The 14682-nt window shown below is 44.7% G+C and carries 11 protein-coding genes; 5 read left to right on the top strand and 6 right to left on the bottom strand.

The genetic code is table 11. The features are described 5' to 3' along the window. Positions 1 to 30: 30 nt before the first annotated feature. Both ABZR88_RS17925 and ABZR88_RS17920 read right to left on the bottom strand, forming a co-directional pair. A complete protein-coding gene (locus ABZR88_RS17925; protein ID WP_107827334.1) occupies positions 31 to 627 on the bottom strand; it encodes a Crp/Fnr family transcriptional regulator in 597 nt (198 codons plus the stop codon). 323 nt (positions 628 to 950) lie between these two features. Continuing rightward, positions 951 to 2123 carry a hypothetical protein gene (locus tag ABZR88_RS17920; RefSeq protein ID WP_146166481.1) on the bottom strand — a complete coding sequence of 391 codons (1173 nt, stop codon included), beginning with the start codon at positions 2121 to 2123 and terminating at the stop codon, positions 951 to 953. A gap of 322 nt (positions 2124 to 2445) precedes the next feature. Between ABZR88_RS17920 and ABZR88_RS17915 the strand changes: the two genes are divergently transcribed. After that, a complete protein-coding gene (locus ABZR88_RS17915) occupies positions 2446 to 3048 on the top strand; it encodes a peroxiredoxin (RefSeq protein WP_107827332.1) in 603 nt (200 codons plus the stop codon). A 176-nt stretch (positions 3049 to 3224) separates the two neighbouring features. After that, positions 3225 to 3590 carry a hypothetical protein gene (locus ABZR88_RS17910; RefSeq protein ID WP_107827331.1) on the top strand — a complete coding sequence of 122 codons (366 nt, stop codon included), beginning with the start codon at positions 3225 to 3227 and terminating at the stop codon, positions 3588 to 3590. A gap of 116 nt (positions 3591 to 3706) precedes the next feature. On the opposite strand, the gene ABZR88_RS17905 is transcribed toward ABZR88_RS17910, so the two are convergent. The 3 genes from ABZR88_RS17905 to ABZR88_RS17895 all read right to left on the bottom strand — a co-directional run bounded on the left by ABZR88_RS17905 (position 3707) and on the right by ABZR88_RS17895 (position 9521). Further along, complete coding sequence (locus tag ABZR88_RS17905) at positions 3707 to 5785, bottom strand: RagB/SusD family nutrient uptake outer membrane protein (RefSeq protein ID WP_107827330.1); 2079 nt, start codon at positions 5783 to 5785, stop codon at positions 3707 to 3709. Between the two features lie 19 nt (positions 5786 to 5804). Next, complete coding sequence (locus tag ABZR88_RS17900; RefSeq protein ID WP_245916997.1) at positions 5805 to 9116, bottom strand: TonB-dependent receptor; 3312 nt, start codon at positions 9114 to 9116, stop codon at positions 5805 to 5807. A 237-nt stretch (positions 9117 to 9353) separates the two neighbouring features. Beyond that, positions 9354 to 9521: a hypothetical protein gene (locus tag ABZR88_RS17895; protein WP_170113547.1), complete on the bottom strand. Its 168-nt coding sequence runs from the start codon at positions 9519 to 9521 to the stop codon at positions 9354 to 9356. A 410-nt stretch (positions 9522 to 9931) separates the two neighbouring features. Here ABZR88_RS17895 and ABZR88_RS17890 point away from each other — a divergent pair, with 410 nt between their 5' ends. From ABZR88_RS17890 to ABZR88_RS17880, 3 genes are all read left to right on the top strand, one after another. After that, positions 9932 to 12394: an SUMF1/EgtB/PvdO family nonheme iron enzyme gene (locus tag ABZR88_RS17890; protein WP_107827329.1), complete on the top strand. Its 2463-nt coding sequence runs from the start codon at positions 9932 to 9934 to the stop codon at positions 12392 to 12394. 157 nt (positions 12395 to 12551) lie between these two features. After that, positions 12552 to 13835 (top strand): MFS transporter, encoded by a 1284-nt coding sequence (locus ABZR88_RS17885; RefSeq protein WP_107827328.1) that lies wholly within the window; start codon positions 12552 to 12554, stop codon positions 13833 to 13835. A gap of 25 nt (positions 13836 to 13860) precedes the next feature. After that, on the top strand, positions 13861 to 14160 hold the full coding sequence (locus ABZR88_RS17880) for a hypothetical protein (RefSeq protein ID WP_146166480.1): 300 nt from the start codon (positions 13861 to 13863) through the stop codon (positions 14158 to 14160). An 8-nt stretch (positions 14161 to 14168) separates the two neighbouring features. Here the strand turns inward: ABZR88_RS17880 and ABZR88_RS17875 are convergent, their stop codons facing one another. Then, positions 14169 to 14660, bottom strand: coding sequence for a hypothetical protein (locus ABZR88_RS17875; RefSeq protein ID WP_107827326.1), 492 nt, complete (start codon positions 14658 to 14660; stop codon positions 14169 to 14171). Positions 14661 to 14682 lie beyond the last annotated feature (22 nt).

The raw sequence follows: 14682 nt of genomic DNA, 5'->3' as shown, positions 1-14682 counted from the left end.
GTCAGAAAGTTGACGGCTGGCTAACGAATGTTATTTCCCAACCATTCTTTTACGAATCCGGCTGAGCGATGGTCCCTGGATGCCCAGATAAGAGGCGATATGATAAAGTGGTACCGAATTAAAAATATTCGGATGCTTTTCCATCATTTCCCGGTAGCGGTCCTCCGGTGTTTTAAACAAGAAACCTTCGGTATTAGCCATCACCTCATGAAAAGCAGTTTCGGCTACAATTCTTCCAAAACGCTCCCACTGGTGCGATTGCCCGTAAAGTTCATTGAGGTGGTCAATGTGTATATATAGTATAAGCGAATCAACCATTGCTTCGGTATAATAATCGCAGGCAGTTTGCGCCAGAAAGCTTTTATAAGATGCTACAAACTGATGATCAGTAAAAAACAGCATGTTCTTTTCTTCACCGGTATCGGTATTGGCCCGGTAAATTCTGAATACGCCACTAACAACAAACCCAAGGTGCTTACAAACGTTTTTATATTCGTTATAAAACTCACCTTTCTTATACTGTTTTAATTTCCAGTAAGGTAATGATAGATCAAACGCTTCCGGTTTCATACCGGCAGATCCTAAAATAGTTCTTAATAGTTCTATTTCTGTTGTGCTCTCTGACATGGAGTAAAAGTATCAATTTTATAAGATCCGGCCGCGGGGTGCGGCGATGGGAATAGTTGAAGTTGTCTTCAAAATATTAATTAACTCAAGTCGCGGGTTTATCAAAAATATATATAAGATTTTGTCATTGCGAGGAACGGTGGGGATTTTGCAGAAGGGTGACGAAGCAATCTCGTCCTATGGTTGAGCATGCGACGAGATTGCTTCGCGCTCTGTCCTTTCCCACAATCCTGCTCGCAATGACAAGATTTTTAAATCACACAATACACCTAACCCGCAACTTGAGTTAATTAACGAGGTGTAGTTTTTGGTCGGCCCCGGTTTTACTTAACAAAATCATTTTGCTTTGTCGCTATTTTCATTCTTGCTTCGTCTGTAAGACGCGAAAAAAGCTTAATGATGAACAGGCAAAGAAAAACCATGTAGTACCCGATGTAAAAGCGGTCTGCAATTACCGGCTGCAATAAAAATCTGACCGCTAGCGCCACTAATAAAGAGCCTAAGATCAAAACGTGTTTGCTGCTTTTCAATTCGAGCTTATTGCTTTGGAGCAACGTAAGTATGCTGATCAATAGCAACCATGCGCAGTGTGAATGATAAAGCCCGGTCATGATCTGTGCTTTTAAGATCTCCCAATAATCTTTTATCGTAAAAACCGATTGCACGTTGTGATGTAGATTGAGTGTGTTTATAAATGATGGAAAGTACAATATATTCCAACCGTAACTGTGCGCATTATAGGAGATCAATAAGTAAGTGATCACAGCAACGCTCATCAAAAAGATCGTCTTTCTAATAGAAAGAGATTTGATTACGAGCGTATGAGATATAAGCAAAACCATTAATGGTAAAATGAAATCGATCCTGCTCATAACCGACAGGAGGCTTAATAAAAAGAATCCGTTTATTGATTCAACCTCTGTTAGAAAATAAATGGCGTAGAATAAGAGCATTCCGGCTAAAAAGTCCGGTGTTGAAAGTGTAGCGGCTTCCAGTATTGGCGGTAGCAACATAATTGTCGCACAAATGAGGGTTGCGGGCACTATTTTCAAATGTCTGCTCATCCAAACCAATAACAGAATACCCGTCAGCAGGTATGCAAGTATGGAGGGTATCACCGTTGCTTTATAGACAGGGAACCCTAGCTTAAAGAGGGAATAAACCATTATTGTGTAAAGCGGCTTAACCACGTAAAAAGGCAGTACCTGGCGGAATGCGCCTGCATCACTGGCCCATCTTTTTCTAAGCAGATTCGAACCGCCGGCCAGTGTGTTATAAGTATTTGCCGGTAGCTGTTGTGCCGCTAATTGGTAAACCTGCTGATGAACGTCTTTTTCCTGATGATTATATTGAAGCACCACGGCGGCATAGGCCAGCATATCCCAATTGTAACTCGGTTTTTTGTAAGATACTATACTCACCCCAAGCAGCATAAGCAAATAAAACAGGATAGGTATATATGATCGGAAAGAAAGCCTGTCAGAAAAAAAGGTCATGGTCTTAAAAATAACTGGCGTTGGATGTATTGAAAATACGTCTTATCTGTCATAAAGGTTGTCTTACTTGCGTAAGTTATCCTTGTAGCCGCAGTCTTGGGGAATCATTTCTGCTGTAAACTTAGGGGTTGACCCTGTTTGGCCTTGGGGGCGCCGCCACGATAGAAGAATGGTTACTGGCTTTAATAAAAAAAGGGGGCAGCAATAATTACGTAGTAGCAATGTAAAAACCGTGGTAAAATTTTAATGACCGATAAACCTATTCGCTGTTTCTATCGTAGCTTTGATTGTAACACGATTAGTAAATCAAAATAATCTCGCCATGTTGAAAAAGTATTATTGCCTGTCATTTCTAATTTTCAGCTGTTCGCTATTGATCAGCCAATTTGGCTTTGCCCAATCTAAGACGCTGGGAAAAGGGGACGTAGCGCCTGTATTTAACGCCCAGGCCAGTTTGGCTGGCAAAGAGTTTAGTTTCTCGTTAAAAAAAGCGCTTGCTAAAGGCCCTGTTGTAATTTATTTCTACCCATCAGCCTATACCGGTGGCTGCGACGCCGAAGCACATGAGTTTGCCGAGCAAAAAGAAAAATTTACTGCGGCCGGTGCTACCATTATTGGGGTGTCTGGTGATGATATCCAGCGCCTGAATACATTCTCTGCCGATCCGAATTACTGTGCAGGTAAATTTGCCGTTGCGTCAGACGCAGGTGGCAAAATTGCCGAATCTTACGGACTGGTTATGTCGCCGCCGAAGTTTGGTATGAAAGACATTCGTGGTGTAGAAGTTAATCATGGCTTCATTCCACGCACTACTTATGTTATCGGTAAAGACGGTAAAATTATTGCCGTGTTTTCATCATCTAATGATAAAATTTCGCCGATTGAGCACGTTGAAAAATCGCTGGCTATTGTAAAGGCATTGTAATTGAGGGCATATGCCGTTTAAATGGTAGCCTAAACAAACTTACGCTATAAAAGAGGGAGCTGACTTAATGTTTAGCTCCCTCTTTGTTTTCTGCCCCCGTGTGATAATTTAGGAAAGTTCGTTAAACTTGTCTCTAAAGAAACTGAATGATCCAAAGACTTATAATAACTGGACTAATGATTTTATGCTGCGGCTGCCAACCAACCACGCAGGCAGGACAATCATCGCAAGATAAACATGTGCTGGTGAGCGTCAGTGTTCCGACGCATGGTATAGAGGTTACCCGTTTAGACCATCAATATGATGATGTTACCGATACCTATCAAATTGAAGCAACCATAAAGAACCGCACAAAGGCGCCCATTAGCTTACAAATGATAGTACATTACCTGGATGCAAATGGTAAAGAGCGTGCGCAATCAACAGGCGTTACGCATCATAACATAGGGGTAGGAGAAAGTGCTGCGTTTCTGAGCGTTTGGTTTTTTACCGGAGTAGATAACTTACCTAAAAATGCTAAGGTGTCTTTTGAGAAGTTATAAATCATTTTAAGATACATTGGTGATGAAGTAAATGCAATCTTCATCCAAAAAAAAGCGCCGCCTATCAGCTGATAGGTGGCGCTTTTTTGTAAGTAGCCGGTCTTTAACCGTTGTTACTATTGATAGCCATTTGTGCCAAAATCGCCAGCGTTAGTGATGGTGTTTAAGAAGGCAAACGGAATAGGACGGTTATAATGTATAGCCGGAACAAAGTTTACCGCTGCCGTTTTGTTATAGGTGGCCAGGCGGGTTTCAAAAGCTTTCTCGCGTTTAAGCAGCGCCCAGCGGCTAAACTCGCCACACAGTTCGCGGGCGTATTCGTCAAAAACATCGTTTTGGGTAGCAGTGGTTAACTGCATGCCTGTGGCTGTATTAAAGTCGGCCGGGTTTCTGCAGGCACGTTTACGCAAAACGTTCAAGTAATTGGCTGCATCGGTAGCACTGCCAGCACCATGGAAACAGCATTCGGCAGCAATCAGGTAAACTTCGGCCATGCGCATTACCATAATATTACCCAGTTTTTGCTGGAAGTTACCGCCCAGCCATCCGCCGTCAAAGTTGTGGTTAAATTTCATCATCGCCGGGAAAAGGTTGGCAAGTGCACCACCGTTTGGCAACCCGTTAGATGCGGCAACTGCTTTGTAGGTGCTGCCGGTAGGGTCAGACGGATCAAACATGTCATCTATGTTTACCGTTGCGTATACGCGGGTAGCCTTGTCTGCTGCAGTAAGCGGGGTTTTGCTCAGGTAAACAAAGAAACGATCATCAGTTGGGTCCAGCGGATATGGCGTTACGTTGGCATTAGGGATTGTAGATAAAGCCGTAGTAGCGTTGCCGGTATGATCTCCCTTGTTCCAGATCATCGGGATGTATTGCCAGGTAGCGTTTTGTGAAGCATTTTTTGCGTTCACATCAGCATAAGGATAGATTTTTTGACCTACGTGCGATGCGTCTATGCCATATTTGGTACACATGGCAGCGGTAAGGGTAACCGTTGCAGCTGCATAAGTTACGTTTGCCGGAGCCGGAGCGCCCGAACCTAAGCTGTTGATAGCTTGTACACCAGAATAGTTGGCAAAAGCAGTTACAAAGGTATTTTCCCAACGCTTATCATAATTGGCGTTAAAGCAGTTGATCAGGTATTTGGTAGGCGCCACAAATTGCTGATTCAAACGACCATAATACCCGTTAGAAGTATTGGAGTTTACACTTCTTTTAAAAACATCAGCGGTACCGAAGGCGTCATCCAGTTTCGGGTAGTAATGTAAATAAAGGTTAGGTTTGGTATTTCCGGTGAACACATCGTATGATGGATCATACGGGTTAAGACCGTAAGCGGTAAACAACGATTCGATATTGTTGCGGTTGTTGACAGAAGCAAACACTTGCGCAAAATCATCATACATAGCTGCATTATAGGCTGCCTTGTTGTTGATCAGGTCATCACAAACCTCTTTGGCACGTTGCCAGTATGATTTGCCGTTTTCCTGCAGTCCTTCGCCGGCGCCCTGAGCGTATGCGCGGGCCAATAAGCCCAGTGCTGCCTTTTTAGTTACACGGGCGGCGTTGTTTTGGTAAGGAGTTGTGTCAAGATCTGCTGCCGCGGTAGTAAGATCTGAGATGATCTGTGCGTAGATTTGAGCGACAGGTGTACGTGTTGGGCTCAGGGTTTTATTCGGATCATCGGTTGTCATGAGCGGAACGCTGCCAAACTGGGTAACAATCACCGTATAATAATAGGCTCTCAATACTTTTGCTTCGGCTACCAGTACCTTAATATCGGCGGCATTGGCAGAAGCATCAGATAGGGTAGGTGCAAGCTGGATGGCTTTGTTGCAGTCTTCTATTGATCCCCATGCAAAAGTCCACACGTTATTAATAATACCCGAGGTGTTGGTAAAGCCCTCATAAGCCATAACGTCTTTATACTGATTGTGGTTGTTGTAGGAGAAGGTCCACAAATCTGTACCAACTTCTGACACCAGACCATACTGCAAGCCAATAAGTGAGCCCCAAAGACCGGTATAACAATTGGTTTGAAATGCTTTCCATCCCGCAAAATTGCTGATGGTATTTTGTTCTGATAAAGCGGCGGGATTAAACTCATCCAGCTTACAGGATGAGGCGCTTACGGCCAGAAGCGATAAGCATAAGCCTGCTTTAACTAAAGCTCGTTTTATATATTGATTTTTCATTTTTTGTTTTCTTATTGGTTTACAATGTTACATTAAGCCCAAACACCAATTGTTTAGTTAATGGATATGCCATGCTGCCATTCATCTCCGGATCGTAGTCTTTTAGCAGCGGGCTTTTGGTAATGATCAGTGGGTTGGTAATCGTTGCATATACGCGCAATTTCTGTAAGGCTATTTTTTTGGCAAGGCTTGCAGGTAGCGTGTAACCCAATGTGATGTTCTTTATTTTTAAGAATGAACCGTCAACATAGCTTAAGCCTGAAAAACCAATCATGTTTGAAGTGGTTGACTGGTAATTCATTACCGGGAATACGTTTGACGGATTGTTTGGTGTCCAATAATTGAAGTTAGCTGGGAAGGTTCTTGAAGGGCTTGCATTGGTAGCAAATCCGTTTGGCTGGTACCAGCCCATCATGGTGTAGCTAATGGTTTGTCCCCAACGCATGTATGTATAGATACCCAGATCAAAGCTTTTGTATTTGAATGTGTTCTGGAAGCCAAGCGACCAATCGGGGCTGTTGTGACCAACCGGTTGATAATCAGCAGAACCATAGTTGTAGTAGTTGGTTGCCGCGGTCAAAGCCGGGTTGTACTTTTGGGCTAAGGCAAGGTTGCCGTAATAATAGGTAACAGTACCGTCTGTTGCTGTTTTGGTATAAACACCAGGGCCAACATGTGTCAGGCCCGGTACATCAACCATCAAATCGCCGGGACGTTTGTTAAAGGCCAAGGCATCCTGTTCCTGGCCAATTTGCCAAACACCATCCAGTTTAAAATCACGGAAGGAGTTAACTGGCTGACCAAGCATCAGCGTATAGTTGCCATCATTTACGTTAGACTGACCGCTCCTGGTGTTAGCCACGTTGTTGGTACCATTGGTTATTTTAAGAACTTTTTCTTTGTTGTAGGAGTAAGAGATAGCTGATGACCATTCAAAGTCTTTTTTAACAATGTTGCGTGTGCTCAGTGTTACCTCTATACCCTTGTTGTTGGTATTGGCAATGTTAACATTGGTTGAATAACTCACGCCAGGCGTATAAGAGCCATAAATACTTGGCAGCCCTACTTGGTAAATAACGTTCGGGGTGCCGGTGTTATAATAATCTAAAGATAAATTAACACGGCTGTTAAGAACTGATGCATCCAAGCCGATGTCGGTGGTGGTAGATCTTTCCCATTTCAAATCAGGATTGGTCAGGAATTTGGAATTGCGGAAAATAGGCACTGTTGTACCACCTAAAGCGGCATTTACTGACTCTACGTTAGAAACAGAGCTATACGCAGGAATACCCGATGCGCCGGTAGTGCCCCAGCTTCCACGCAATTTCAGGTCATCCAGCCATGATTTTGTGCCGGCCATAAAACTTTCCTGAGAGATCCTCCAACCAGCAGAAAGACCAAAGAAGTTATCCCAACGGTTGGTGTAATACAATTGCGAAGCGCCCTCATGACGAATACTGGCCGAGAAAAGATACTTACCTTGGTAAGAGTAATTTAAACGGCCAATCAAAGCCATGTTTTTTGTCATGGTGTAGCTTGACGTAGCTGTAGTGTTAACATCGCCGGTCATTTTATACCACTCAAAATTATTTGAGGTGATATTGCTTTGATTTTGCTGAGTGTTGGTGTTTTTGTTATCGTAATATGTGCTGGCTGCGGTAAAAGTAAAATCGTGATCTCGTTTGACTTTAAAATTGTAGGTCAGGATGTTTTCCCACTGGATGCCTTGAAAACGATTTTGGGTGATGCTTGCTTTAGCAATGTTTGCGTTAGAGTATACATAAGCAACAGAACCAATACCATCAAACCGGTAGGTGTTGCTGTAATCCATTTCAAAGCCAGCGCGAGATAATATGCTTAAACCTTTGATTGGTCTAATCTCTACATAAGGATTGAAAAATACCTTGGTGTTGTTATCCGTGTTGGCATAAACGCCGGGTTGATAATTAAGTAACAGGTTATACACGTTGTTACCTAATACCGTATTTAAGGTTCCGTCGGCATTATAAGGTTGAACCAGCGGATCTGTTGTCAGTGCGTTTTCCAGCTTGTCTGTAGCCTTGTTTCTAACTACGTATGATGCTTTAACATTGGCGCCGATAGAGACCCAGTTTCTAACCTTATGGTCGATACGGATATTGGTAGCATAGTTTTTATAATCATCACCGGTGTACTGGCCGTTTTCGTTCTGATAATTAAAAGAAACATACGCTTTGGTGTTTTCTGTACCGCCGGAAACCGCTAAGCTGTAGTTTTGAGTAGCCGGGTTTTTGCGCAGAAATACACTTGGCCAATCAACAAACTGACCTTGCTGATACAGCGCCCATCTTTGTGCACCAAAAATGGTAGGATCATCAGCAGGCGACTGCCAGATAGCGCCCGTTGTTGTCCATTTTAGGTTGGTTGCATCCCAAACGTAGCTGTATGCATCGCGTTTAGCTTGCAAATAACTCTCGCCGGTCAGCATTTTAGGTACAACAGACCAACCGTTATAGCCATAATACGAGTTAAAGTCGATATTCATTTTGCCTGCTTTGCCTGCTTTGGTGGTAATAATAATTACACCGTTGGCGCCATTTGAACCATAAACCGCGGTTGAAGATGCGTCTTTCAATACTTCAATTGATTCAATATCATTGGCGTTCAGGGTTGAATAATCGCCCGGCAAACCATCAATAATGACCGTTGGCGCACCGTTACTGGCCGCCAATGAACGGTTACCACGTAGCTGAATGTTTATCCCAGAGCCAGCCTGACCGGATGAGCGGGTAATATCCAAACCGGCAACCCTACCTTGTAATGACTCAATAGGGTCTGGTCCAGGTCGGGCCACAATGTCTTCAGCTTTCACTACAGACACCGCACCTGTCAGATCGCGCTTTTTCATGGTGCCAAAGCCCATCACCACCACCTCGTCCAGGGTCTTATCAATTGGCTGGAGTTTTACCGATACACTGCCAGCATCGCCAACTTTTACTTCCGTTTCTTTGTAGCCTACAAAGCTTACCACCAAAACGTCGCCTTTTGATGCGTTGATGGAGAATGCGCCTTTTATATCTGTAGCAACAACGGTTGATGTGCCTTTTACTTTTACCGTTGCGCCAGGAAGCGGTTCGTTCTTCTCGTCAACCACAGTACCTTTAATTGGAGCGGCGGCAACCAACTGGTTTTGCTCAATATTGAGTGCTTTAGCTGATGATTGCTGGGGCGTCGCCATAAAGATGGCGGACAGCATGGTAGTGGTCAGAAAGATTTTCTGAAGACTGCGTTCGCCTGGCAGCCTTAGGTACTTGAGGCGCGCTGTACGGCCCCGCGTTAAAGTTGGATTCATAATGGTGTTCTATAGTTGGTTAGATTTAAAAACAAGTTAAATGGATAGTTTTTACCCGGTCCCAATGTCACTGGCTTAACTACCAGCTGTTGGGAGTATTTCAATTATCCGGTAAATGAGCTTGTAAAGGTTTGAACGGTATGGATGCTTATAAATAGCTATAACAGTTTATAAGGCATTCAAAAGTTCTTACTTACAGGAACTTTTATTGAATAATCGGTAAAATGAAAACTGGTGTTAGATATCCGTGACGATGCGCTTTATCCCTGTAGTGGAAACATTATCAACGGAGAACGATGGGTGACCATCTGTACCAATGATCTGCCTGCCGAAATGCTGGACCGGTGTCTGGCATTTGGTTTGACCAGGAGAACAAAAAGAGAAGTTTTGTAAAAGTCTTTTCATATAGTTTGTTTTAGGTTAATAAGCATACTTATCCCTTTCCCCTTGCTGTAAGGGGTTACAGGTTTAATGAAATAGACTGCAGTACGGCTTTGGTTAGGAACTGCCCTGTCTTAATTGGTTAGTATAATAGTTTCAAGAACTAATTTCAGATAATATCAGAGTTGAATATTTCCTCTTTATATCATTTTTATGTACAATATTATCATAATTTTTCATTTAAGCAAATGAATTTGCATCGCGTGTGGTCTTGAATGTATAAAGAATAAGATTAACTGGTCTTAGCTTAGATCAGGCAGGTATCTGGCAAGACGAGAAAGGGAATGTTGTGGTAAAAAGTAAGATACAATTGAAAGTTTGACTTGCGAGTCATTTCAAACAAGATAGTTTTGCATAAACCACTAACCTCTTTTATGAATCCTTACCGAACCCCAGGCGCGTACCTTATACAGGCTTTACTGCTGTGCACGGTACTCACAAATGCGCATGCGCAAAGCGTGCACCCGGCAAAAAAGAAAGCCATAACCAACTCTATAGGGATGGCCCTGGTACCTATTTCGCCGGGATCTTTTAACATGGGTGCAACAGAAACCAGTTTTAGCCTCGATAAGAAAAACGATTTTTCTAAAGACGCACCTTATTATGATGAAACGCCGGTGCACAAGGTAACGATCACTTACCCGTTCCTGATCTCTCAGACCGAAGTTACCGAGGAGCAATACCGCTTATTTAATAAAGAATATCACGTTGGTAAAGATTTCAGCCCCTACGTTTCTGGCATCAGCTGGAACGATGCGATGGCTTTTTGCCAATGGCTGAGTAAAAAAGAAGGGAAACCTTACCGTTTGCCAACCGAGGCAGAGTGGGAGTATAGCAGCCGCGCAGGTGCTACCAGCATGTTTTGGTCAGGTGCCACTCCGCCGCCGTCTGATGTTAATCCCTGGGGATTGAAGGGTATGGCCTCGGGCGTTGCCGAATGGTGTTATGATTGGTACGGCCCATACACGGCTGGCGGGCAAACAGACCCGGTGGGTTATCAAAGCGGCTGGGCAAAAGTGGTACGCGGCGGACCGGCAAGTACCTCAGAAATGGATGAACACACCAAGCAATTTGGCCCGATTAAAGATCTGGCCTTTTATCGTTCAGCCAACAGGGGCAGCTTACAGCCAGATTGTCCTGCTGCAGGTTCAACCCAGCCTGCCCCACATTATATCGGTTTCAGGGTAGTGCAGGCGGCATTACCAAAAACCGAGGCTACGGCATTTGCCTATAGCTTTCCGTTGCAGGGGGTAATTCAAAACACAGCGCTTGCTGTTGCTGGTCCTGATCCTGCAAAGCCATACTTTAAAGCCAGACAGGTGATGGCATCACCGCCAGATTTAACCATGCCGATTGAAAATGAAACCGTAGGTCTTGATCCTGCAAATCAGGGTAAGGTGCATAGCAGCGGGATTGTTGGCTGCCCTAATGGCGATTTATTGTTGATCGGTTTTTCATCATCCCGCACAAAAAGCGAATCGGCTCCTAATGCTACTATGGTGGTTACCCGCCTGCGAAATGGTGCAGAGGAATGGGAACTGCCGGAAGTTTTTTATGATCGGTCAAGCGTAAACGATCAATCAGCCTTGTTGTGGAACGATAACGGAACATTGTGGTTCTTTGGTGGTGGTCGCGGTTTGGGTACCGTTCCTTTTGTGTTTACCAAATCAACCGATAACGGAGCCACCTGGACACCACTTACCACGCCGCTGGTTAAAGGTGAAGTTGGTCCGTTTGCACCTCAGCCAATTACCAGCGCCTTCCGCGGAAGCGATGGCACCATTTATTTTGGCAGTGATGCTGAAGGTTCGACTTCACTTTTGTGGGCCAGCCATGACAATGGGAAAACATGGTACGATACCGGGGGCCGCACACACGGCAGACATACTGCTTTCATCCCGCTGAAAGATAACCGCATTTTGGCCATGGGGGGTAAAAACTCTAACGTGGATGGTTATATGCCAAAAAGTTATTCATCAGACAATGGCAAGACCTGGACCGATAAAATTAAAACACCATTCGCGGCATTGGGCAGTAACCAACGGCCAACCATCATGCGTTTGAAAGACGGTAAACTTTTCTTCGCCGGCGATTTTCAGGATATCAAAATGATGGACATCCCGCCACCGAAAGATATTACCGAACGCGGTGCTTACGTTGCTCTTTCTGACGACGAAGGCGAAACCTGGAAGATTAAGCGCCTGGCTATGGCGCCGCAGCATAATGATTGGACCGGTCGCGTGGCTAAAGGTAAAAAACCACAGCAAGCCTGGGGAACCCTGGGCTATTGCGACGTAACGCAGAGCCCCAACGGTGTGATTAATCTGATGACATCAAAAGGGAAACCATCCATGCACTTTGCGTTTAATGAGGCCTGGATCTTATCTGACTTTACCGGAGAGGTGAACGAGCTGCCCGGAAAGGTTGATAACGCTAAACTGATTCAGCAGCAGGAAACCTACAAAAACGGTAAAGCTAGGGTAAGTTACAGCGGATGGACCAGTAAAGATGGGTTTGTACTGCACGGCAAACAAGCCTGGTTTTGGCCCAATGGGCAGAAACAATATGAAGCCAATTATAATAACGGACATATTGAAGGTGTGGAATCATACTGGAATACCGACGGTAGCCTGAACTGGACGCGTGACCACACGCCGTACGGCACCATCATCCTAACTAAATACTGGCCCGACGGCAAAAAGAAATCAGAATCGTCATGGGTTGGATTAACCGCTCACGGCCCGGCAACTTTATGGGATGCCAACGGTAAGGTTGTCCGCGAGATGATGTTTTACGAAGGCAGAGAATCGCACGGAACTCAAAGAGCAGAGTTATAATAAAAGGGGTAGCTCAATCCCTCCTTGGGGAGGGGTGCGTAAGGCAGTGCAATGGCAGGGAGGGGTTTATCCGATAGATAAAACCCTTCCTTGCCATTTTTCTGTTTGCCTAATGCGGCAATTGCCTCATTCCCTCAAATTTAATAAGTTTGGGGCCATGAATCAGCAACCTGCACCTGCCAACTCGGTAAGCCGCATTCTTACCGCCAGTCTTATCGGCACCACTATTGAGTTTTTTGATTTTTATATTTATGCCACCGCTGCAGTGCTGGTATTCCCAAAGCTGTTTTTCCGCGCTGCCGATCCTACTTCAGCCACGCTTGAGTCGCTCGCTACGTTTGCCCTGGCCTTCTTCGCCCGACCGTTAGGCGCGGCCATCTTTGGTCACTTTGGCGATCGTAAAGGGCGCAAAGCCACCCTGGTTGCCGCTTTGATGACCATGGGGCCATCAACCGTTGCTATTGGTTTGTTGCCGGGTTATGCCACCATCGGCATTTGGGCGCCTATACTGTTGGCGTTGTTCCGTTTTGGTCAGGGACTTGGTTTGGGCGGTGAGTGGGGCGGTGCCGTATTGCTGGCTACCGAGAATGCGCCTCCAAATAAAAAAGCCTGGTACGGCATGTTCCCGCAGTTGGGGGCGCCTATCGGGTTCCTGCTATCAAGCGGTATATTCTTTATCCTCAGTAAAACCATGAGCGAGAGTGCCTTTATTGGCTACGGCTGGCGCATCCCTTTTATTGCCAGTGCGTTGTTGGTGTGGCTGGGCCTATATATTCGTTTGAAGATTACTGAAACGCCGGAGTTTATGAAGATCATTGACAAAAACGAACGCTCTGCAGTGCCCTTTGCCGATGTTTTTGTAAAGCATACCATGGCTATTACGCTGGGTACGGTAATTACCATCACCACTTTCCTGCTGTTTTATTTGATGACGGTGTTTACACTCAGCTGGGGTACATCGGCACTGCATTATACAAAAAGTAGTTTCCTGATTATCCAAATGATCTCGATGCTGTTTTTCGGTCTGGGCATCCCGCTCTCGGCAGTAGTGGCCGATAAATATGGTCGTAACAAAATGCTTGTGGTGGCTACCATTGGTATTATGGTGTTCGGGCTGATGTTTGCGCCGCTGTTCTCCACCGGTAGTTTAGCGGTTACAGCTATATTCCTCTCGCTAGGCATGTTCTTAATGGGCCTCACTTATGGCCCGATTGGTACTGCCCTGGCTGGTATTTTCCCGGCATCGGTACGATACACCGGGGCTTCGCTGGCTTTCACTATAGCCGGTATTTTAGGTGCTTCGCTTACGCCTTATTTGGCTACTATGCTGGCGCATAATTATGGCCTGGCGTATGTTGGGTATTATTTAACAGGTGTGGCAGCGCTGACATTGATCGCCTTGATCGGTGCCCGCACCCTGATGACGCAGAATGCGGATTGATCGATAAATATAGCCAAACTGGCAAATGAAAACAGGTAACTTGTTTTGGCGGAAAGTATTGGTTTATAGCTTGCGTGCGCTGGCGAGCTTGTTTTTGCTTGCTTCGTTTTTGGTGTTCCTGATGACTTTTATTACGGATGTGCCTGTTGTGTATGATAAGCATGCAGCAGAAACCGCATTGGTTTTATTTGTGGCTCTTTCTGCATTTATAGTTAGCTTGGTCATTAAGGCTGATCCAGTAGCAAAGGAGAACAAGACGAACGATATCCTCCTGAATCAGATCCGGAAATCGAATCTTAACAAAACAAAGGAGAAGAAAAGTTGAAATAAGATTTAGAACCAGCTTTTTAATTTTTCCTTGTCAGCCTCACTTTTTATTTCTTCTCCAAATAACAGATTGCTTAGTCCAATGGCAATTCGTGAAGGTACATCTTCATGGCCAATGATTGTGAAAAGCCATATAACGCTGCCTGGACACAAAAGCACTAAAGGAGCCATTCGCCACTCTTGGGAAGAGATACTCATAACTGCAGACATAGCACCTAGCATGATAAAAAATCTATGCATTTTGATCTGATAGATCAAGTACCATTGATCATTAATCTCTGCTAAGCTAAATCGGCCACTGTCTACCCCTGCCAGTGGCGCATGCCGCCACTGGGAAGTAGAGCCTTTGTAGCTAACTCCTGCTTCTTCTATAACGATGTTGTCGGCCAAGTCTTCTACCAGTCGGGTTTTAATATACTGTAAAGCCATCGTCTGGTTGTCTGGCGTAATAGCACCACGCAACTTTCTTTTATATCTGACTGTGAAAGGGAAGGCCATCTAATTAATAATGTGGTTTTGA

Origin of the sequence: Mucilaginibacter yixingensis (assembly GCF_041080815.1) — a bacterium.
Taxonomy (GTDB): domain Bacteria; phylum Bacteroidota; class Bacteroidia; order Sphingobacteriales; family Sphingobacteriaceae; genus Mucilaginibacter; species Mucilaginibacter yixingensis.
This window is presented reverse-complemented; position numbering and strand designations above follow the sequence as displayed.